Source organism: Streptomyces sp. a15 (assembly GCF_059026085.1).
Window position 1 is genome coordinate 1 of record NZ_JBWLKM010000033.1, and the last position, 18956, is coordinate 18956.

The 18956-nt window shown below is 68.9% G+C and carries 18 protein-coding genes and 5 pseudogenes; 10 read left to right on the top strand and 13 right to left on the bottom strand.

The window, feature by feature from the left end:
* Positions 1 to 149, top strand: a pseudogene (locus AC5P09_RS28585) (IS5/IS1182 family transposase); the annotation flags it as partial.
* Between the two features lie 181 nt (positions 150 to 330).
* Here the strand turns inward: AC5P09_RS28585 and AC5P09_RS28590 are convergent.
* Both AC5P09_RS28590 and AC5P09_RS28595 read right to left on the bottom strand, forming a co-directional pair.
* The gene (locus AC5P09_RS28590; protein ID WP_493876640.1) at positions 331 to 1305 is read right to left on the bottom strand and encodes an alpha/beta hydrolase; all 975 of its coding nucleotides are present in this window, start codon (positions 1303 to 1305) and stop codon (positions 331 to 333) included.
* A gap of 402 nt (positions 1306 to 1707) precedes the next feature.
* Positions 1708 to 2337 carry a TetR/AcrR family transcriptional regulator gene (locus AC5P09_RS28595; protein ID WP_493876641.1) on the bottom strand — a complete coding sequence of 210 codons (630 nt, stop codon included), beginning with the start codon at positions 2335 to 2337 and terminating at the stop codon, positions 1708 to 1710.
* A gap of 124 nt (positions 2338 to 2461) precedes the next feature.
* Here AC5P09_RS28595 and AC5P09_RS28600 point away from each other — a divergent pair, with 124 nt between their 5' ends.
* From AC5P09_RS28600 to AC5P09_RS28610, 3 genes and pseudogenes are all read left to right on the top strand, one after another.
* A complete protein-coding gene (locus AC5P09_RS28600) occupies positions 2462 to 3454 on the top strand; it encodes an aldo/keto reductase (protein WP_493876642.1) in 993 nt (330 codons plus the stop codon).
* A gap of 66 nt (positions 3455 to 3520) precedes the next feature.
* Positions 3521 to 3625, top strand: a pseudogene (locus tag AC5P09_RS28605) (L-iditol 2-dehydrogenase); the annotation flags it as partial.
* A gap of 53 nt (positions 3626 to 3678) precedes the next feature.
* Positions 3679 to 3993, top strand: coding sequence for an SDR family oxidoreductase (locus tag AC5P09_RS28610; RefSeq protein ID WP_493876643.1), 315 nt, complete (start codon positions 3679 to 3681; stop codon positions 3991 to 3993).
* Positions 3994 to 4189: 196 nt separating this feature from the next.
* On the opposite strand, the gene AC5P09_RS28615 is transcribed toward AC5P09_RS28610, so the two are convergent.
* On the bottom strand, positions 4190 to 4621 hold the full coding sequence (locus AC5P09_RS28615) for an Lrp/AsnC family transcriptional regulator (protein ID WP_493876644.1): 432 nt from the start codon (positions 4619 to 4621) through the stop codon (positions 4190 to 4192).
* Between AC5P09_RS28615 and AC5P09_RS28620 the strand changes: the two genes are divergently transcribed.
* A complete protein-coding gene (locus tag AC5P09_RS28620) occupies positions 4606 to 5094 on the top strand; it encodes a DUF2000 domain-containing protein (protein WP_493876645.1) in 489 nt (162 codons plus the stop codon). The genes AC5P09_RS28615 and AC5P09_RS28620 overlap by 16 nt on opposite strands.
* Before the next feature lie 24 nt (positions 5095 to 5118).
* Positions 5119 to 6798, top strand: a complete 1680-nt coding sequence (locus tag AC5P09_RS28625) for an alpha-keto acid decarboxylase family protein (RefSeq protein WP_493876646.1) — start codon at positions 5119 to 5121, stop codon at positions 6796 to 6798.
* 202 nt (positions 6799 to 7000) lie between these two features.
* Here AC5P09_RS28625 and AC5P09_RS28630 read toward each other — a convergent pair.
* From AC5P09_RS28630 to AC5P09_RS28650, 5 genes and pseudogenes are all read right to left on the bottom strand, one after another.
* Positions 7001 to 7153 (bottom strand): annotated as a pseudogene (locus AC5P09_RS28630) (ASCH domain-containing protein); the annotation flags it as partial.
* Positions 7154 to 7362: 209 nt separating this feature from the next.
* Positions 7363 to 7926 carry a dihydrofolate reductase family protein gene (locus tag AC5P09_RS28635; protein ID WP_493876647.1) on the bottom strand — a complete coding sequence of 188 codons (564 nt, stop codon included), beginning with the start codon at positions 7924 to 7926 and terminating at the stop codon, positions 7363 to 7365.
* A gap of 526 nt (positions 7927 to 8452) precedes the next feature.
* On the bottom strand, positions 8453 to 8638 hold the full coding sequence (locus tag AC5P09_RS28640; RefSeq protein WP_493876719.1) for a hypothetical protein: 186 nt from the start codon (positions 8636 to 8638) through the stop codon (positions 8453 to 8455).
* Between the two features lie 118 nt (positions 8639 to 8756).
* Positions 8757 to 8987 (bottom strand): annotated as a pseudogene (locus AC5P09_RS28645) (hypothetical protein); the annotation flags it as partial.
* Positions 8926 to 9549, bottom strand: a complete 624-nt coding sequence (locus AC5P09_RS28650) for an IS110 family transposase (RefSeq protein ID WP_493876648.1) — start codon at positions 9547 to 9549, stop codon at positions 8926 to 8928. The gene AC5P09_RS28650 and the pseudogene AC5P09_RS28645, both read right to left, overlap by 62 nt.
* A gap of 206 nt (positions 9550 to 9755) precedes the next feature.
* Between AC5P09_RS28650 and AC5P09_RS28655 the strand changes: the two genes are divergently transcribed.
* Positions 9756 to 11141 (top strand): serine hydrolase domain-containing protein, encoded by a 1386-nt coding sequence (locus AC5P09_RS28655; protein WP_493876649.1) that lies wholly within the window; start codon positions 9756 to 9758, stop codon positions 11139 to 11141.
* A 92-nt stretch (positions 11142 to 11233) separates the two neighbouring features.
* Here the strand turns inward: AC5P09_RS28655 and AC5P09_RS28660 are convergent, their stop codons facing one another.
* Positions 11234 to 11686 carry a GNAT family N-acetyltransferase gene (locus AC5P09_RS28660; RefSeq protein WP_493876650.1) on the bottom strand — a complete coding sequence of 151 codons (453 nt, stop codon included), beginning with the start codon at positions 11684 to 11686 and terminating at the stop codon, positions 11234 to 11236.
* Between the two features lie 25 nt (positions 11687 to 11711).
* Positions 11712 to 11932: pseudogene (locus tag AC5P09_RS28665) on the bottom strand (hypothetical protein).
* A gap of 140 nt (positions 11933 to 12072) precedes the next feature.
* Between AC5P09_RS28665 and AC5P09_RS28670 the strand changes: the two are divergent.
* Positions 12073 to 13281 (top strand): MFS transporter, encoded by a 1209-nt coding sequence (locus tag AC5P09_RS28670; RefSeq protein WP_493876651.1) that lies wholly within the window; start codon positions 12073 to 12075, stop codon positions 13279 to 13281.
* Positions 13282 to 13390: 109 nt separating this feature from the next.
* Here the strand turns inward: AC5P09_RS28670 and AC5P09_RS28675 are convergent, their stop codons facing one another.
* Entirely contained in the window at positions 13391 to 14257 is an 867-nt protein-coding gene (locus AC5P09_RS28675; RefSeq protein ID WP_493876652.1) for a GNAT family N-acetyltransferase, read from the bottom strand.
* A 194-nt stretch (positions 14258 to 14451) separates the two neighbouring features.
* Here AC5P09_RS28675 and AC5P09_RS28680 point away from each other — a divergent pair, with 194 nt between their 5' ends.
* Both AC5P09_RS28680 and AC5P09_RS28685 read left to right on the top strand, forming a co-directional pair.
* Positions 14452 to 15084, top strand: coding sequence for an HAD family hydrolase (locus AC5P09_RS28680; RefSeq protein ID WP_493876716.1), 633 nt, complete (start codon positions 14452 to 14454; stop codon positions 15082 to 15084).
* A gap of 413 nt (positions 15085 to 15497) precedes the next feature.
* The gene (locus AC5P09_RS28685; RefSeq protein ID WP_493876653.1) at positions 15498 to 17144 is read left to right on the top strand and encodes a globin domain-containing protein; all 1647 of its coding nucleotides are present in this window, start codon (positions 15498 to 15500) and stop codon (positions 17142 to 17144) included.
* A 14-nt stretch (positions 17145 to 17158) separates the two neighbouring features.
* On the opposite strand, the gene AC5P09_RS28690 is transcribed toward AC5P09_RS28685, so the two are convergent.
* Positions 17159 to 17641: an NUDIX domain-containing protein gene (locus tag AC5P09_RS28690; RefSeq protein ID WP_493876654.1), complete on the bottom strand. Its 483-nt coding sequence runs from the start codon at positions 17639 to 17641 to the stop codon at positions 17159 to 17161.
* 133 nt (positions 17642 to 17774) lie between these two features.
* A complete protein-coding gene (locus tag AC5P09_RS28695) occupies positions 17775 to 18788 on the bottom strand; it encodes a LysR family transcriptional regulator (RefSeq protein ID WP_493876655.1) in 1014 nt (337 codons plus the stop codon).
* Positions 18789 to 18956: the final 168 nt, after the last annotated feature.

Below are 18956 nucleotides of genomic sequence, written 5' to 3' on the forward strand. Positions count from 1 at the left end.
GTGCGGTGGGTCGCCGAGTCCGCCATCGCCTGGCTCCACGGACCCCGCCGCCTACGGAGACCCGCTGGGAAGTACGCGACGACATGCACGACGCCTTCCTCCAGCTCGCACACTGCATGACCCTCGCCCCCAAACATCCGGCTTTCTGAAAGCACCCCTAAAGCCGTCCCTTGGGGTTGCGCCCGCGGCCCCCTGCCGCGCTTCTTGGAGGTTGTGGTCCCGGCACTCTGCTGCGGGTCCGGTGGGGGCTGGTCGCGCAGTTCCCCGCGCGCCCTGGGGCTGTGCCCTCCGGGGCGGTGTCCTCGCCCCGGGTTTACGGCACCTGCCCCGCTACTCCGCGAGCAGTCGGCGCAGCCACTCCATCTGGGCCGTCTGGCAGGCCTGGGAGAGGGTTGCCTGGGGGGCGAGGCCGTCGAAGCCGTGGAAGCCGCCGGGCCATACGTGGAGCTCGGCGACTCCGCCGGCCTGCCACAGGCGGGTGGCGTAGGTGACGACCTCGTCGCGGAACGTCTCGGCCGAGCCGACGTCGAGGAAGGCCGGGGGCAGCCCGGACAGATCCTCCGCGCGGGCCGGGGCGGCGTACGGGGAGACGTCCGGGCCGCCGCGCCGCTCGCCGAGCAACGCGGTCCACCCGGTCTCGTTGGCCGTGCGGTCCCACCCGCCGAGGCCCTCCATCTGGTGCACGGAGGGGGTGTCGTTGCGGTCGTCGAGCATCGGGTACATCAGCAGCTGGCCGACGGGTCGCGGACCTTTGCGGTCCCGGAGGAGCAGTGCCAGCGCGGCCGTCAGGCCACCGCCCGCGCTGCCACCCGCGATGACGATCCGCTCGGCGTCGGCGCCGATCTCCTCGGCGTGCTCGGCGGTCCACAGCAGCCCGGCGTACACGTCGTCGATGGGCGCAGGGTGCGGGTGCTCCGGCGCCAGCCGGTATTCCACGGACACCACGACCGCGCCCAGCTCCTTCGCCCACCGCAGCGCGTCGTCCACGCCGGCGCGGTTGTTGCCGGCCACCATGCCGCCGCCGTGGATGTGGTAGATCACGGGCAGTGGACGGTCCGTCGCCGGAGCGGCCGGCCGACAGATCAGCAGCGAGATGTCGGGCGCGTTCTCGGGGCCGGCCACGACCCGGTCCTCGACCTCGAAGGCGCCGTCCAGGGTCAGGTCCATGGCGGCCAACATCGCAATGCCGGGCCCGTTGCGCAGGGCCTCGATCTCGTCCATGGTCAGCTTGAGGGGCAGCGTTTCCTTGATCATTTCCAGGACGGCCGCGAGCTCCGGGTCGAACGGGGGTGGCGTAAGCGTCATTGCTTCTGCTCCTCATGCTGTATGCGGCGGATCGTACGACGATGGTCCGCGCGTCTGCCGGGTTCCGGCATGTCGCCGGGCGGCGGGACTTGTCCGCCGTTCGGCGGGGAGCCCGCCGTGCTCGGCTTGGCCGACCGGTCGGCCAGTACCAGTGACCTCGGTGTTTTGCCAGGTGGTGACCCTCACACGCCCCCCACGACCTCCCGGTGGGGCCAACTTCTATACCCGAGCGCGGCCAATTGAAGTTGCCGCAAACAGGCGCCCGTGCCTGCCCACCCGGCATCTATTTCCCTGGCCCAGGAGCGCTGATTTTTCAGCAGGATGCGCCCATTGGTGAGTGGCAAGGGCGGCCGGCGCCGTTTCGGGAATGTTCGAGCAGGGCTGCCGCCGGTCCGGGGGACCTCAGCGCGATCGAGGGAAAAGCCGCTCGACAGCGGTCACCACCGCGGCGCGGCGGGCGGCGGTGGTGGGGTCCACGGCGTGTGCGGCGGCGGCCTCGCTGAGTTCGGGTTGCGACGCCCAGGTCATGGCGATCTGGTTGACCAGGGCGAGGACGTCGGCCGGGTCCCAGGCGGGGTCGAGCTGTCCAGCCTGCTGCACCTGGCGGAGCTGGTCGATTTTGCGGGCGATCACTGCCTGGGCGGGATCGTCGGCAACGGCTGTGGTGCCCGGCAGTTCGAGGCGGCCCCAGGTGATCAGGCGGTGGTGGTCTGGACGGGCGACGAAGTAGTCGAACAGGCGGCCGGCGTAGCCAGGGAGGTCGGACGGGTCCATCTGGGTGGCCTCGGCGATGACGACGTGCTCCCGTGCAGCGACGTCGGCATAGAGCGCATCTTTGCCGCGGAAGTAGGCGTAGACGCGTTCTTTGCTGGTCTTGGCGAGCTTGGCGATGCGGTCCACGCGGGCGCCGGCGATGCCGTGGCGGGCGAACTCCTCCATGGCAGCGGTAAGGATGCGCTCGCGCGTGGTGTCGCCGCCGCCGCCGGCGGCTGCGGGCGCTGCGGTCTGGCCGGAGTCGCGGGACTGGGACATAGCCCCAGGATAGAGCACCGAACCGTTTGGTTTGGCATCCGGACGATCGGCGCGTAGAGTCAAACGGAACAGTTCGGTTTGGCCTCTTCAGGTGAAGCCGGCGAAACACTGAGGGAGTGAACTCATGCAGCACCGCAATCTGGGCTCTCAGGGTCTGCGCGTCTCGGCGCTCGGCCTGGGGATCATGGGCATGTCCATGGCCTACGGCGCCTCGAACGACGACGAGGGCATCGCGACCATCCGCCGCGCCCACGAACTCGGGATCGACTTCTTCGACACCGCCGAGCTGTACGGCGCCGGTACCGCCAGCAACGAGATCCTCCTGGGCAAGGCAGTCAAAGACTTCCGCGACGAGGTGGTCCTCGCCACCAAGTTCGGCTTCGACATGACCGCCCAGCCGCTCGGCTCCGGCTTCAACAGCCGCCCGGAAAACATCCGCAAGGTCGCCGAGAACAGCCTGCGCTACCTGCAGAGCGACCACATCGACCTCTTCTACCAGCACATCTCCGACCCCACCATTCCGGTCGAGGAGGTCGCCGGCGTGGTCGGCGAACTGATCACCGAAGGCAAGGTGAAGTACTTCGGCCTGAGCAACGTCGGCCCCCAGTACATCCGCCGCGCCCACGCCGTCACTCCGGTCTCCGTGCTCCAGTACGAGTACTCGCTCTTCGAGCGGGAGGTGGAGGAAAAGATCCTTCCCGTCCTGCGGGAACTCGGCATCGGCCTGGTGCCCTACTCCCCGCTCGGCCGCGGCTTCCTCACCGGCGCGGTCAAGCCCGCGAGCGAGTACCCCGCGGACGACATGCGCAGCTGGGACGAGCGCTGGCAGGGCGAGAACTACACGTACAACCTGCACGCCACCGAAGAGCTCAAGAATCTGGCCGACACCAGGGGCATCACTACCGCCCAACTCGCGCTGGCCTGGCTGCTTGCCCAGGGCGAGGACGTCGCGCCCATTCCCGGCACCCGCAGCACCAAGCGCCTTGAGGAGAATGCCGACGCCATCGACGTCCAGCTCTCCGCCGCCGATCTGGCCCGCATCACTGAGATCCTTCCCCACGGCTCGGCAGGCAGCCGCCTCCCGGCCGCGGCACTGTCCAGCTTCACCACAGACTGACCGCGCCGGCACACGCGCATGCGACGCCGGGCCCGTCGGCCAAAGGCGGCACGCGGGCCAGTGCCGATGGCAGGGGGTATCGGGCGGGGGGAGGCCCAAGCCTTTTACAAGGCGGGAGCTCGAGTGGTCCTCGCCGACATCGACCTGCCGGAGGTTACCGCCGTCGCGAAGGAACTCGGAGAGCACGCGCTGGCCATTCGCCTGGACGTCACAGACAGGGCCGAATGGACGGACAGATCGGCCAGGCGGCCTACGCGGCGACCAAGGGCGCAGTGGCGTCAATGGCCTTGTCCGCTGCCCGGGATCTGGCCGAACGAGCGATCCGTGTCGTGGCCATCGCACCCGGGCTGTTCGACACACCCCTGCCGGCCGCGATGCCGGAACCGGCGTGCCGGGTGCTGGGCCAGGCCGTGCCCCACCCGCCTCGGCTCGGACGTCCGGAGGAATTCGCCGCCCTCGTCGACCACATCGTCGCCAACACCATGCTCAACGGCGAGGTCATCCGCCTCGACGGCGCGCTGCCCATGGCGCCACGCTGAATGGTTCGTGGGCCTTCACCGCTTTGACCTGGGCGTCCCTGTCGGGGCGGGTGTTGCCGCCGTATGCGAATGACGACGGCGTCCTTTGCCCCAGCCGGGTCGAGGGTGTCCGCCATTGGACGCGGTGTGGGTTCTGGAGTTGCCCGACGAGGCCTGCGTCCGCTGGAGACGCCGTTCGTCAGACACTCTCTGACGATTAGGCGGTGCCGTGCGCTGGGCTGATGTGGTTGTTGGCGAGGTGCTCGTAGACGATCGAGGTGCGCACATCGGCGACCTCCGGCCGTTCGGTGAGGCGGTCGATGACGAAGGCGTAAAGACTCGCGTTGTCAGGAACGGCGACGTGAAGGATGAAGTCCTCGGTGCCCGTGGTGACGAAGACGCCGAGAATGTCCGGCAGGCCCATGGCCCAGTTGCGGAAGCTCTCGATCACCGGGCGTGACGGTGGCCGGACGCGCACGGCGATGAGTGCCTGCACGGGGCGCCCGATCGCGGTGAGGTCCACGTCGAGGATCGCGCCACGGATGATCCCCCGTCGGCGCAGAGCCCGGGTACGGTCGAGCGCCGTCGTCGGGGACACGCCGACTGCTGCGGCTACCTCCCGGTTGGTCCTCCGTGCATCCGACTGCAATTCCCGACGGCGCCGTGGTCGGCTTCGCCCCGAACGAGGTCGACCTCAGCCTGTCGACCCGCTCGGCTCGCCTGAAATGGGTGATCGTCGTCAACAGCGAGCTGCCTCCGGGCCGCGCCGCGAACGCCGCGGTCTGCGCTGCGGCTCCGACCGTGGCTCGAGTTCCCGGCCTGCTCGGGGTGGACATCTCCGATGCGACGGGGTCCGTCCACCCAGCGCTGCCCTGGGTGGGCTGCTCGGTGCTCGCCGCCGATCCGGCCGCGCTGCGCGCCATTCGCGAGAAAGCGGCCTCGTGCGCCGACACCTTCGTCGCCGACATGCCCGCCGTCGCCCAGCACACCCTCGTCTACACCGACTACGCCGCATCCGTGGAGAACACCGACAGCGCGGAGCTGGACTACTGCGCGGTGAGCATCGTCGGCCCCCGCAACCGCGTTTCCAAGATCGTCGGAAAGCTGCCCCTGCTGGGCTGAACGCTTCCAGAAGGCAAGGACCTCATGAGCCAGGAACCCCTGTCCACCATCAGCGGATATCTGCTGCACCGTATCGCCGCGGCCGGCGTGCGCCATGTCTTCGGCGTCCCCGGCGACTACAATCTCGCACTCCTCGACGAGATCGACGCCCACCCCCTCCTGCGCTGGATCGGCAACGCGAACGAGCTCAACGCCGCCTACATGGCCGACGGCTACGCCCGGCTCAACGGTTTCGCCGTCCTCGTCACCGCCTACGGCGTCGGCGAACTGTCCGCGATCAACGGTATTGCCGGGTCCTACGCCGAAAGCGTGCCCGTCCTGCAGGTCGTCGGCGCCCCCACCCGAGAGATCCAGCGCCGGGGCTTGCCCGTCCATCACAGTCTGCTCGACGGCGACCACCGCCATTTCCTGCGCGCGGCAGAGGAAGTCACCTGCGCCGCGGCGACTGTCACCGAGGAGATGGCGGTACAGGAGATTGACCGGGTTGTCGCCACCGTCCTGCGGGAGAAGAAGCCGGGGTACCTGGCATTGCCCTCGGACCTGGTCGGCCTGCCGTGCCCGGGTGCCGTCGACCCGGTGCCCGCGACCGGTTCGGTGCGCGGAAGCGCGGAGGACAGGGTGCGTGACTTCTCCGAAGCCGCGGCCCGGCTCCTGGACGACGATGCCGAGGTCACCGTGCTCGTGGACTCCCTCGCCGCGCGCCACGGGGTCCGGCCGGAGCTCGACGCCCTTCTGCGCAAGGGGCGGCCGGCGGTGGCCGTCACCCCCAGCGGCAAGGGTGTCGTCGACGAATCCCTTCCTGGGTTCGTCGGCGTCTACAACGGGGCGATATCCGCGCCGGAGGTCCGGCACAAGGTCGAACAGGTGGACGTGACCATCGGTGTCGGCCTGGTCGAGCACGACCTCAACACGGGCGGGTTCACCACCGGCATCGAAGCGTCCCGTCTGATCGGCCTCCAGCCCTCGTACGCCACCGTCGGTGCGCAGCTGTTCGAGGGCGTCACCATCCACCAGGCACTGGACGAGCTCGCCCGCCTGGTCCCGGCCGCCCTCGACACAGTCGCACCCGCAGCCGACGCCGCCCGGCCCGCCGGCCCCGCGGCCGCCGATCCCTTCACTCCGCTGAACCAGGATCTGCTGTGGGACCGGCTCGGCCGCTTCTTCCAACCCGGCGACATCATCGCCGCCGACCAGGGAACGGCGTTCTACGGCCTCATCGGTCAACGCCTGCCGGCCGACGTCGAGGTCATCGCGCAACCCGGCTGGTCCTCCATCGGCTATAGCCTGCCCGCCGTGGCGGGCGCTCAACTCGCGGCATCACCGGACCGGCGCGCCGTCCTGGTCATCGGGGACGGCGCGGCTCAGCTGACCGTGCAGGAGATCGGCACCATCGCCCGCGAGGGCCTCGCCCCGATCATCGTTCTCGTCAACAACGACGGCTACACCGTCGAACGAGCAATCAACGGATGGAACGCGGCCTACAACGACATCAGCCGTTGGGACTGGCAGGCCGTCCCCGGCGCTCTCGGCGCCGACGCCGTCACCGCGCAGGCTCGCACCCTCGGCGAGCTCCACGATGCACTCGCCCGGTTCTCGGCGCATGCCGATCGCATCCGCTTCCTCGAAGTGATCGTTGGTAAGCACGATCTGCCGCAAGTACTCAGCGACACAGCCAGGGCGGTGGCGGAGCGCAACACCCGCTGAGAGGCCCCTCCCGATCATGGAAGTAGAACCTGATGAGCGACGTAACTGTCTCTACCGAGGCGGTTGAAGAGGTTCGGCCGGGCGGCTCTCCGTCGGCCGCCGCTAACTCACACCATCCGAGTTGCACCGTTGGCTGGACAGACCCGCGCGGCTGACATTCGCCGAGCGGGTCGGGCGTGAAATACCTCAGGCGGCCTGGGCGTCAGCCGAGAAGCCCGATCTCGATGGCCAGGGTGCCGAGGGCTTCCTTTTCGGGTGGGTAGATGGCCCGGATATTGGCGAGCTGCTCGTCGCGGATGCCGGTGGGATTGATGTTGGCTGGTCCTTCGCCGTCGAGCAGTGCCTCGAAGCGTGGCGGTCATTAGGTAGCTGTATGGCGTCTCGCCGTACGCGGGGAACTGGCGGGCGAAGTGTGAGGGCGACATCAGGGTGGCCCGCACCGTCGCGGGCACGTCGAGCGGTTCGGCGTACTCGCGGTCCATGAGGTCGCGGGCGCGGCGCAACCGAGCCAGCTCCTCCGGTGTCACCCGCGGAGCATTTGGCCCGTGACTCCCGGACGGGCGCTCAGCGCCTCGTCTCGTACCTGGTCAGGATCACGCCGCAGGGAAACGTCCGCGTCTCCACCAGGTTCAGGTTCACCCAGCTGTCCAGCGCGGTGAAGAACGGAGTGCCGCCGCCCACCAGGACCGGCGCGGTGGCCAGCACGTACTCGTCAATCAGCCCGGCCCGCATGGCCGCCCCGGCGAGCGTCGCGCCGCCGATGTCCATCGGGCCGCCGTCCTCGGCCTTGAGCCGGGTGATCTCGACGACCGCGTCGCCGGTGACCAGGCGGGTGTTCCAGTCGACCTTGTCGATCGTCGAGGAGAACACCACCTTCGACATGTCCCGCCAGCGGCGCGCGAACTCGATCTCCGCCGGGGTGGCGTTGGGCTGCTGGTCGCCGGTCGGCCAGTGGGAGCTCATCGTCTGCCACAGCTTGCGCCCGTACAGCGACAGGTTGGTCGCCTGCAACTGGTCGGACCAAAACTGGAACAGCTCGTCGCTCGGCACGCCCCAGCCGATGTCGTCGCCGGGCGCGGCGATGTAGCCGTCCAGGGACAGGTTCATGCCGTAGATCAGTTTCCGCATGGCGCCAGCCTTCCGTGAGTCGGTCTCACGCGTACAGACCGGCGCGGCGCGGGAAACTCATCGGTGCGCGATCTGAGCTCGCATGTAGTCCTCGTGCTCGGTGGCTCAGCCGCAGACTCATCGTTCCGCCGAGGAAATGCCATCGATCTGAGACTGATCTTGGGTGACATCGCGGTGAGACTACAGAGAACCAGCAGGTCACAGAAGATCGACATGTCATCGGCGGCGAGACCCTGATATGTAGGCGTTTTTGTCAAGTGGGCAGGAGTGTATGGGCTCGTCGGTGTGGGCCTGGGGGTGGTGCTGTGGGACCGGCGGGAGGTCGGTGGCGTGTTGTGCGTCGACGCGCGGTCAGCCTGATATCCGCGGGTTGGTTACCGCATGACCGGATGTTCGTCGGGGGCAGTGCCTTTGGTCTACAGCCGAGCGTGGCCCGCCGGAGCGGGTGCTCATAGGGTCCGCGGGCATCGTCCCTCGCGCTGAACACGTCCGGCCTCCCGCCGGCCGTTCTGTGGACCCCGCAGGGTCAATCCATCACCGCCAAACTCCAGCACCGGCCCGCGAGTTCGCGGGCCACGGCGACGGCGGCGACGTTGGTGTTCTTCTTCCGGGCCAGGACACTCTCCCACCGCTGGTGGAGCCGCCGGTTGCCGAGGTCGGCCCGCTGGCGCACGGGTCGAGGAGCCAGCTCCATGCGGCGGCGCAGGGTCACGCCCGGACCGCGGTAGGGCTTGTAGTGGTGCCACGACGCCTGGACCAGCAGGCGGCGCGTGGCTGTTGCCGGTCTTGGTGATCGGCCCCTGGAATCGGTGGGGGCCCGAGGAGTGTTCGCTGGGCACCAGGCCGAGGTAGGCGCTGATGGTCGCGCCGGTGAACCGCTGCCAGTCGCCGACCTCGACGGCCAGGCCGAGTGCCGAGAGTGTGTTGATGCCGCGCAGGCAGGACAGGCGGCGCACGACCGGACACCATTCGGGGCGGGCGGCCGCGTCGGTGATGCGCTCATCGAAGCGGTCGCTCATCGAAGCGGTCGCGCATCGTCTCCAGGGCCAGGACCTCCTCATATCCGTTGTCGTAGGCGAACTGAGTGTCCGCGTCGTCGAATCGCTGCTTGCGCAGCCACTCGTGGTGGATGTAGGTCCAGCCCGATCCGCCCCGCCAGACCCGCCCTTGCCGCAGGAGCAGCTTGGAGATTCGGTTGCGGGCCCGGGCCAGGTCCCGGCGCACGTCGTCGCGGCCTCGGACGAGGTCCCGGGCGGCCTCTTCGGCCGGCGTCGGGACCCGCACCACCGGCAGCTCGTCCATCCGCCACAGCTTGGCCAGCCGCTGGGCATCCCGTTGGTCGGTCTTGATCCGGTCGCCCGCGGGGCGCTCCATCTTCGACGGGGCTGCCACCACGCAGCGAAGCCCGATCGAGTCCAGGGCCCGGGCCAGCACGAACCCGGTGGGTCCTGCCGCGTAGGCCACCGCCGCCGGCTGGGGCAGCGTGGCCACCCACGCCAATACATTGTGTATCTCGGCGTCGAGCCGTTCGCTGAAAACCTCGCCCGTCTCGCCGTCCAGAGCCCAGGCCATCATGGTGCGGGCGTGGACATCCAGACCGACCGAAGTACGCTCGGAAAACATCCGCTGCCTCCCGGTAATTGCGGCACTACCCGCCACCGTGCTCACCGGAGGGCAACCCGCGTCAACTTCCCTGCGGGGCATCGGTCTTCAGCGCGGCAACCGCCCTCAGACACTGCCCAGAACGACCGCTTCATACGGTCTACAGCCGTCCCATCGAGGGCCAAATGAGCTCGACGCCAGAGTGCCCCGCAGGATGGACTGGGGCCATGACGACACCTCAGGAAGAGCTGCTTCCCGGCACACGCCGGGCGCTGTTGCACCGGATTGCCGTGGCCCAGGCGGAAGGGCGTGCGCCGTCGCTGGTCGCGGCGGTCGTACGGGGCGGGCAGGCCGTGTGGCACGGCTCGCGGACCTCGGTGGAAGGGCACGGCCCGGACGAGAACGTGCAGTACCGGATCGGGTCGATCACCAAGACGTTCACCGCCGTTCTCGTGCTGCGACTGCGCGACGAGGGTGCACTCGACCTTGGTGACTCCCTGGAGAAGCACGTGGCGGGCACCGGTGCGGGGGAGGCCACGATCGCCGAACTGCTGGCCCACACCAGCGGTCTGGCGGCCGAGTCACCCGCGCCGTGGTGGGAGCGCACTCCGGGGTCCCTGCGGCCCGAACTCGCCGACGTGCTGGGGGAGCAGCCCTTCCGGCATCCGGCCGGCCGCCGCTTCCACTACTCCAACCCCGGTTACACCCTCCTGGGCGCGCTCGTCGAGAAGCTGCGCGGGGCTCCATGGGAGGACGTACTACGGCGCGAAGTGCTCGAACCTCTGGCCCTGGACCGTACGGGCACACGGCCGCAGGCTCCACAGGCCGGCGGGTGGGCGGTGCATCCGTGGGCCGACGTGATGCTGCCCGAACCCACCGAGAATCTCGGACTGATGGCTCCGGCCGGTCAACTCTGGTCGACCACAGGAGACTTGGCACGCTTCGCCGCCTTCCTGGCGAAGGGGGACGACAGGGTGCTGAGCGCAGACACCGTGCGGGAGATGCGGACGCCCGCCGCACCGGCGGAGGCCGCGGATGTCGTGGACGGCGCCACGTACGGTCTCGGGCTGCAGATCCAGCACCGGGACGGACGGCTGCTCGTGGGACATTCGGGGTCACTGCCGGGCTTCCTGGCCAACCTCACCATCAGCGTGGTGGACGACGTCGCGGCGGTGGTGCTGGCCAACTGCACCTCCGGGCCGTTGCTGTCGGCCGTGGGCGCCGACCTCGTACGGATCGTCGCCGAGGCTGAGCCGCGCTTCCCCGATCCGTGGCGGCCCCTGCCCGAAGGTGACGCTACTCCCCTTGAGTTGGCGGGCCAGTGGTACTGGGGGACCCATGCCTTTGCCCTGCGGCTGACGGCCGACGGGCTCGTCTCGCTGGAGCCCCTTTCCGGCAACGGCCGCCGTTCGCGGTTCCGGGCGAACGGCGACGGGACCTGGACGGGCCTGGAGGGCTACTACGCCGGAGAGCTCCTGAAGGCTGTACGGCGCCCGGACGGCTCCGTGAGCCATCTGGATCTCGGGTCGTTTGTCTTCACACGTCAGCCGTACGACGAGGGGGCCTCCCTGCCCGGTGGGGTGGATCCCGAGGGCTGGCGCGGCATCGGCTAGACGCGCTCGCGACGAGGGGGCCTGTTTCACGTGAAACAGGCCCCCTCGTCGCGTCACAACCGAGAGCGTCATGCCGCCCTCGAAGCGGCATGTCACAACTGGAGCTTGAAGCCCACGTGAGAGGCCGTGAAGCCGAGCCGCTCGTAGAAACGGTGGGCATCTGTGCGGGTGTTGTCCGAGGTCAGCTGGACCAACTGGCAGTCCTGGCGGCGGGATTCCTCGATGGCCCATTCGATGAGCCGCGTCCCAAGACCGCTGCCGCGTTCGTCTGCGTGGATGCGTACGCCTTCGACGATCGACCTGGTGGAACCGCGCCGGGACAGCCCGGGAATGATCGTGAGTTGGAGCGTACCGACGACGCGGCCCTCACGAACGGCGACCACCAGACGCTGGTTGAGGTCGGCGGTGAGGCGTTCGAGCGCTGCCAAGTAGGGCGTCAGGTCGTCCGGTGACTCGCGTTGGGCACCCAGGGGGTCGTCGGCGAGCATGGCGACGATCGCGGGAATGTCGTCCGTCGTGGCGGGCCGTATCTCAAGATCTCCCATGCCCGCACTCTATGCAGAGGCGTCCCTATGACGGTGTGCGGAGGGTCTCGACGGCTCGTACGAGTGGGGCGAGTTCGGGGTTGTTGGCAGCGGTGTCGAGGGCTTCGCGCAGGGAGTGCTCGCGGACGCTCAGGTCGTGTCCCGCCTGCAGGCCCGCCCGATGTGGGCCTCGATCCTGCCGTGCAGCAGCGACAGGACGCACCAGCCCTGGGCGAGGGCGGTGAGTGCGGGGTCTGTGGCGGTCATCGGGTTTCCTCCGTCCAGGAGCGGCTGTCACCAAGATATAACGACGCCGAAATAGTCCGCGTTTGCATGTATCGAGCGCATGCAATTAATGTGGCCGTGCGCAACACGCTCCTGCAATCGTCTGGGAAGGTGTCACCCCCATGCCGCTCGCGCTTCTAGCTCTCGCGATCGGGGCCTTCGGAATCGGAACGACCGAGTTCGTGATCATGGGCCTGCTGCCCGAGGTCGCGGGCGACTTCGGGGTCTCCATCCCCACTGCCGGCTTCCTGGTGACCGGCTACGCGCTCGGTGTCATGTTCGGTGCCCCGCTGATGACCGCGCTCGGTACCAAGATTTCCCGCAAGCGGATGCTGATGCTGTTGATGGGTCTGTTCATCGCCGGCAATCTGCTGTCCGCCCTCGCACCCACCTTTGCCGTCATGCTGATCGGCCGCGTGATCGCCTCCCTCGCCCACGGCGCCTTCTTCGGCATCGGATCGGTCGTCGCGGCCGACCTGGTCGCCCCCGACAAGAAGGCCGGAGCCATCGCGATGATGTTCACCGGACTGACCGTCGCCAACGTGGTCGGTGTCCCGCTGGGCACACTCGTCGGGCAGTCCGTCGGCTGGCGCGTCACCTTCTGGATCGTCGCCGTCCTGGGCGTGATCGGTCTCCTCGGCATCGCCAAGCTCGTCCCCGACATGCCCAAGGCGGAAGGCGTGAGCCTGCGCCACGAACTGGCTGCCTTCAAGAACGCGCAGGTCCTGCTCGCGATGGCGATGACCGTCCTGGGCTTCGGCGGCGTCTTCGCGGCCATCACCTACATCGCGCCGATGATGACCCAGGTCGCAGGCTTCGCCGACGGCTCGGTCACCTGGCTGCTGGTCCTCTTCGGTCTCGGCATGGTCGGCGGCAACCTCGTCGGCGGCAAGTACGCCGACCGCGCCCTGATGCCCATGCTCTACGTCTCTCTGGGCGCACTGGCCGTTGTCCTCGCCCTCTTCACGCTCACCGCCCACCACAAGGCCCTGGCGGCCGTTACGATCGCGCTCATCGGTGCCCTGGGGTTCGCCACCGTCCCGCCGCTGCAGAAGCGCGTCCTGGATCAGGCACACGGCGCCCCGACCCTGGCGTCGGCCGTGAACATCGGCGCCTTCAATCTCGGCAACGCGCTCTCCGCCTGGCTCGGCGGTCTCGTCATCTCGGCCGGCCTCGGGTACACCGCCCCCAACTGGGTCGGTGCCGCCCTCGCCGCGGCCGCCCTGCTGCTCGCCTTCCTCTCGGCCGCTTTGGAACGCCGAGACAGCGCGCCGAGCACGGTGGTCGCTGAAGCCGTGCCGACGGATCAGCGAGCTGCCCTTCACCGCTGAGCCGCATACTGCTCTCCGTAACCTTCACCACGAGTTGTACACGGCGAACGCCGGTTCCCGAATCCCTGGGGAACCGGCTTGGTCGTATCAGAACTCGGCCTGCCGGACCTCAGCCGGCCGCCACCGTCAGCGGCGCGAAGCGCCGGCTCCAGTCCCCAGGGAGTTCCGCGATGCCATAGGTCATGACGGCGTTGAAGGCGGTGGATGCCAGACCGTGTTCCTTCGCCCACGCCAGCAACTCCTCGTGCCGTACGTCGATGTCGGTACGCAGAGGGCGGTCGGTGTGGTCGGCGAGGGAGGCGATCAGCGCCTTCGCCGTTGCTGTGTCGCGGGCGATCAGCGGGCCGACGACATGGGTGTCCATGTTGGGCCAGGCGGCCGCGTAGCCGATGATCCGGCCGTTCTCCTCGGCGACCCGCAACTGGTCGGCGAAGGCAGGCAGCCGGGTGATGATGTGCGTGCGATCGGCACCGAAGACCTCCCCGTCGAGCCGGAGGATGCCGGTGAGGTCCTCGGCGGTGACCGCACGCGTGGCGACCTCGGGCGGCGGACCGCCCGGCGTGAAGTGGCCGCACAGCATCTCGGCCCGGCCGGTGACCTTGAAGCCGAGCTCTTCATAGAGCGGGCGACCGTACGGCGTCGCGTGCAGCGTCAGCGGTGTGGTGCCCATCGCCGAGACGACGTGGCGCATCAACCGGCGTCCGATGCCCTGGCGGGCATGCCGTCCGGCCACCAACACCATGCCGATGGCGCCGAGATCGGGCTGGTCCTGCGGCCCGTACTCCGTGACCACGCAGGCACTGACGAGCCCGCCGTCGGGGTCGTCGATGCCGTAGCCCTTGCCGGCTGTGAGGAGGAAGCCCCACTTGTGCTCCTCGCGTGGCCACCCCCGGTCCTCGGACAAGTCGGCGCAGGCGGTGAGATCGCGACGCGTCAGACGGCGGATGGGCAGAGCGGTGAGGGAAGGAGTCGGCACGCAGGTCAGGCTGTCTGACGGGCGCCCTCGTCGTCCACCTGTTTCCCGTAGGACGGACGAGCTTTTGGCCATGTTCGTAGCCAACGGCACAGCCTGCAAATAGGCGCTGGGTGTTTCACGTGAAACATCGGCGAACGGCGACCGTCCGGTGGCCGCCCCTGAAGCCGGACAAGCACCCCGTTAGCCTCGGCGGCATGGCCAGACTTCATCTCTTCGACCTCGACGGCACGTTGTTGCACGGAAGCACCGCGCCCGTGGAGATATCCCGGCAGCTCGGGCTGGAAGCCGAGGCGGTGGCGCTCGATCAGGCGATCGGGGCAGGGCTGATCGGGCCGCCCGAATACGCGGCGGAGGTGTACACGCTCTGGGCGGAACTCACCGAGGCTCATGTGGCGGCGGCTTTCGAAAGTGCCCCTTGGCTGGCTCGTATCCGCGAGGTCTGGGCGGAGATCAGGAGCGACGGCGACTACTGCGCCGTCGTGTCGCTCTCGCCCTCCTTCTTCGTGGAGAAGCTCATCGGCTGGGGCGCACATGCGGCGTACGGGTCCCACTTTCCCGCACTGCCGTTCACCGAGCCCGTCGATCCGGCAGGAGTGTTGAGCGCCGCGGCCAAAGTCCGGATCGCCGACCGGCTGTGCGAGGAGTTCGGCGTGACACGGACCGACTGCATCGCTTACGGGGACTCCCTGTCGGACAAGGACCTGTTCGGGGCGGTGCCGATCTCCGTCGCGGTCAATGCGGACAGCCATCTGGCCGGCATCTCGACCCACGCCTATATGGGGCGGGATCTGTGGGAAGCCTATGAATTGGTGCGACACGCCCGGTAATTGAAGTAATTGACGGTTCGCCCCTCGTCATATTCGTGGAGGAGGAGGGGGGACTTGTGTGCGGAACGGTGGCCGGTATGGTCGACTCCGGTTCGCGTCCGGGTGAGGAGCTCCTCACTCGTCCCGAGCGGGCCGAGAGCAGGGCAATGCAGCCTAACGGGACGGAGAGATCGAAGACCCGCATTTCCGGTAATGAGGCCGGGCGTCCATACCGGGTGGGACGCTGCGGTGAGAGTGCTGCGGCCAATGTCACACTCTCGCCTACTTGTCCGTACGGAGCCGGAACACGGGTTGAATGTGGCCGCATTGGCTGCGGCGCCGGACCAGAGCAAGCCGTCTGCGGGGGAAAGCAGGCATCTTCCGACCAGGGAAGTGCGCAGACCGACCGAAAGATGTTCGAGGCGAGGCACACCATGGACGCTCCGATCACCACGCCGGCCGACAACGGCACTTCCGGCGGCGGGAGCGGCTGGTTCACGCCGCGCAAGCAGCCGGCGACGACTCCGGGCAGCGAACAGGAACCCACCGACGGCCGTCGCCTGGCGGCGATGCGCCCGGTGGGCAGCAGGACCGCCGCCGGCGCCGACATGGACCCGCCGACGCCGAACACACCGCCTGCCACGCCAACCGACGGCGCACAGCCGCCCGCCGAAGCCAGCGATGACACACCGCCCACATCGCCGTCAGTCGGCGCACCGCCCGTCACCCCGGCCGACGTACCGGCCGCCACCGGGACCGGCGAGACCACCGCGATACAGACGCCCGAGATATCGCCCCTCATACCGGCCTCCGCCTCCGGCCCGCCCGCCCCGGCTCCGTCCGTCCAATCCCCGCTCGCCCAGGCCTCGCTCGTCCAGACTCCCCTCCTCACCCAAGCCGCGCCTCCCGAAGCACCGCCCGCCGAACACCGCGTACCCGCCCAGCGCTCCGCCCCGAAGCAGGACGCCTCCCCGGATGCCGTCCTCGTCCGCCGGACCATGGCCGAGGTCGGACCCGTGGCCGACAAGGTCACCTCGTACTTCTATGCGCTGCTCTTCGTACGCCACCCCGACCTCCGGTCGCTGTTCCCGGCCGCGATGGACACTCAGCGGGACCGGCTGCTCAAGGCGCTGCTCACCGCGGCCGAGCACATCGACAACACCGAGGTCCTCGTCGAGTATCTGCAGAACCTCGGCCGCGGACACCGCAAGTACGGAACCCGGGCCGAGCACTACCCGGCTGTCGGCGAGTGCCTCATCGGTGCCCTGAGCAAGTACGCCTCCGCCATCTGGAATCCGGAGCTCGAGGCGGCATGGGTCCGGACGTACACCACGATCTCGCAGGTCATGATCGACGCGGCGGCGACGGACGAACTGCGCGCCCCCGCCTGGTGGTACGCGGAAGTCGTGGCGCACGACCTCAGAACACCGGACGTCGCGGTCGTCACCGTCCGCCCCGACCAGCCCTATCCCTTCCTTGCAGGCCAGTACACGAGCGTGGAGACGCCCTGGTGGCCGCGGATCTGGCGGCACTACTCCTTCGCTTCCGCGCCCCGCTCCGACGGTCTGCTGTCGTTCCACGTGAAGGCCGTCCCCGCGGGCTGGGTCTCCAACGCCCTGGTGCACCGTGCCCGGCCTGGTGACATCATCCGGCTCGGCCCGCCCGCCGGTTCGATGACCGTCGACCACACCACCGACAGCGGGTTGCTCTGCCTGGGCGGCGGGACCGGCATAGCGCCCATCAAGGCACTCGTCGAGGACGTCGCCGAGCACGGCGAACGGCGCCCGGTCGAGGTGTTCTACGGTGCCCGCACCGACCACGACCTCTACGACATCGACACCATGCTCAGGCTCCAGCAGTCCCACCCATGGCTCTCGGTCCGTGCGGTCATCGACCAGCAGGCGCACCTCCAGCTCCCGGACGCCATACGCGCGTACGGACCGTGGAACGAATACGACGCCTATCTCTCGGGCCCGCCCGGAATGATCCGCAGCGGTGTGGACGCACTCAGGGACAGTGGCATCCCGTCGGAACGCATACGCCACGACTCGCTGGAGGAGCTCGTCGCCGCCGCTCAGTGACCCAGTGCCGGAGGTCAGCCGAGGTCCGGGGCGTGCATGGCGCGTACGCCCTCGATGTTGCCGTCCAGGTAGTGCCGCAGCGACAGCGGTACGAGGTGGACGGAAGCGATCCCGACACGAGTGAACGGCACCCGCACGATCTCGTACTCGCCGATGGGCTCGTCCACCTCGGGGCCGTGCCGCAGGGAGGGATCCATCGACTCCAGGTGGCAGACGAAGAAGTGCTGCACCTTCACGCCGGTCGCACCGCCGTCCGCGCTGATGTGTTCGACGGTGTCGACGAAGCAGGGCACCACGTCGGTGATCTTGGCGCCGAGCTCCTCGTACACCTCGCGGTGCAGGGCGTCGACGACGGTTGTGTCGTCCGGCTCGACTCCGCCGCCGGGCGTGAGCCAGTAGGGATCCATGCCGGGCTTGGTGCGCTTGATCAGAATCAGGTCGTCACCGTCCAGCAGAACGGCGCGGGCGGTGCGCTTGACCACGGGTCGGACGGTCATGGGAGAAATGTGGCCCCGCTGGTTCCACGTGAAACATCGCGAAACGTCACCGAATGAGCTCACCGTGTGAACGGCTCGGAGCGAGCTGGCGGTCGGCGGCACCGCGAGGCGGTGACCAGCTGAAATACGCGGCTCAGCACCAGTCGCCGGCCGCCCCCAGCAACCACTCGTGGGCCCGCGCGATGTGCGGCATCGCCAGGGTGCCGGTGCGGACCACCAGAAAGTACGTCCGCAGGGGCGGCACCGTAGGATCGTGCAGCGCGACGACCTCACCGCGTTGCAAGGCGGATGCGCACAGATAGCGGGGCAGCACGGCGAGCCCGGCGCCTGCCACCGCGCAGGCGAGGACCGCACGCAGGTCCGGGACGATCACCGTGCCCGGGGCGGCCGGGAGAGAGTCGAAGACCGAAGCCCAGTAGCGGGAGACGAAGGGCAGCGACTCGTGCACCTCGACCACCGGGACGTGCTCCAGCGCGGGTGCGGACTTGGTCATGGCGAAGCTCTCCGGCGCCCGTCTCCCTTTGGCCGCGGAGCCGCCCTCCGACACCCGCCTCCCCTTGACCGAGGTGACGTTCTCCAGGACCCGTGCCCCCTTGCGGCGCGGTTTTCCGGAGCCGAGCCGCTCGGCCCAGTGTGGGGCCGCGATCAGGACGTGCTCCTCGTCGCAGAGCGCAGTCGCCGTGAGCAGTGCGCCGCGCGGACGGGCCGTACAGATGGCCAGATCGTGATGCCCGGCGGCGAGTCCTTCCAGAACTTCTTCGGCGTTCCCGAAGGAGGCGCGCAGGGCGAAGCCCTGGCCGTCCTCGCCGGTCAGCTCGGTGAGCGAGGGCAGTGCCCGCTCGGCGGTGAACTCGGGAGGGCCGGCGAGGTGCAGTGTCCGTAAGGAGGACTCGTCGTCGAGCCCAGCCTCGGTGATCTCCACCAGGGCGTCGAGATGCGGCGCCGCCTTGTGGGCGAGCTCGTCGCCGATGGTCGTAGGCGTCACTCCCCGGGCCTGCCGCAGGAACAGGGGACGCCCCAGCTGCCGCTCCAGGGTGCGGATCTGTGAGGTGACGGCCGGCTGCGACAGGCCGAGCAGCGCGGCCGCGCGGGTGAAGGAACCGGCCCGGTGCACCGTCACAAAGGTGCGCAGCAAGGCCAGATCCATGGCGACGCCCTCCTCTTCCCTGCCCTTCTCCCGGCCCCGAGGCAGGGCCCAACTATAAATATGTCGATAGGTCTCTGTCGCTACTGTGATTGGACACTGACACAGAGTCAACTAGCCTTGGTCGCGCGGTTCTTCGCGCGCGGAACCGGGGCGGTCCGAGCCACGAGG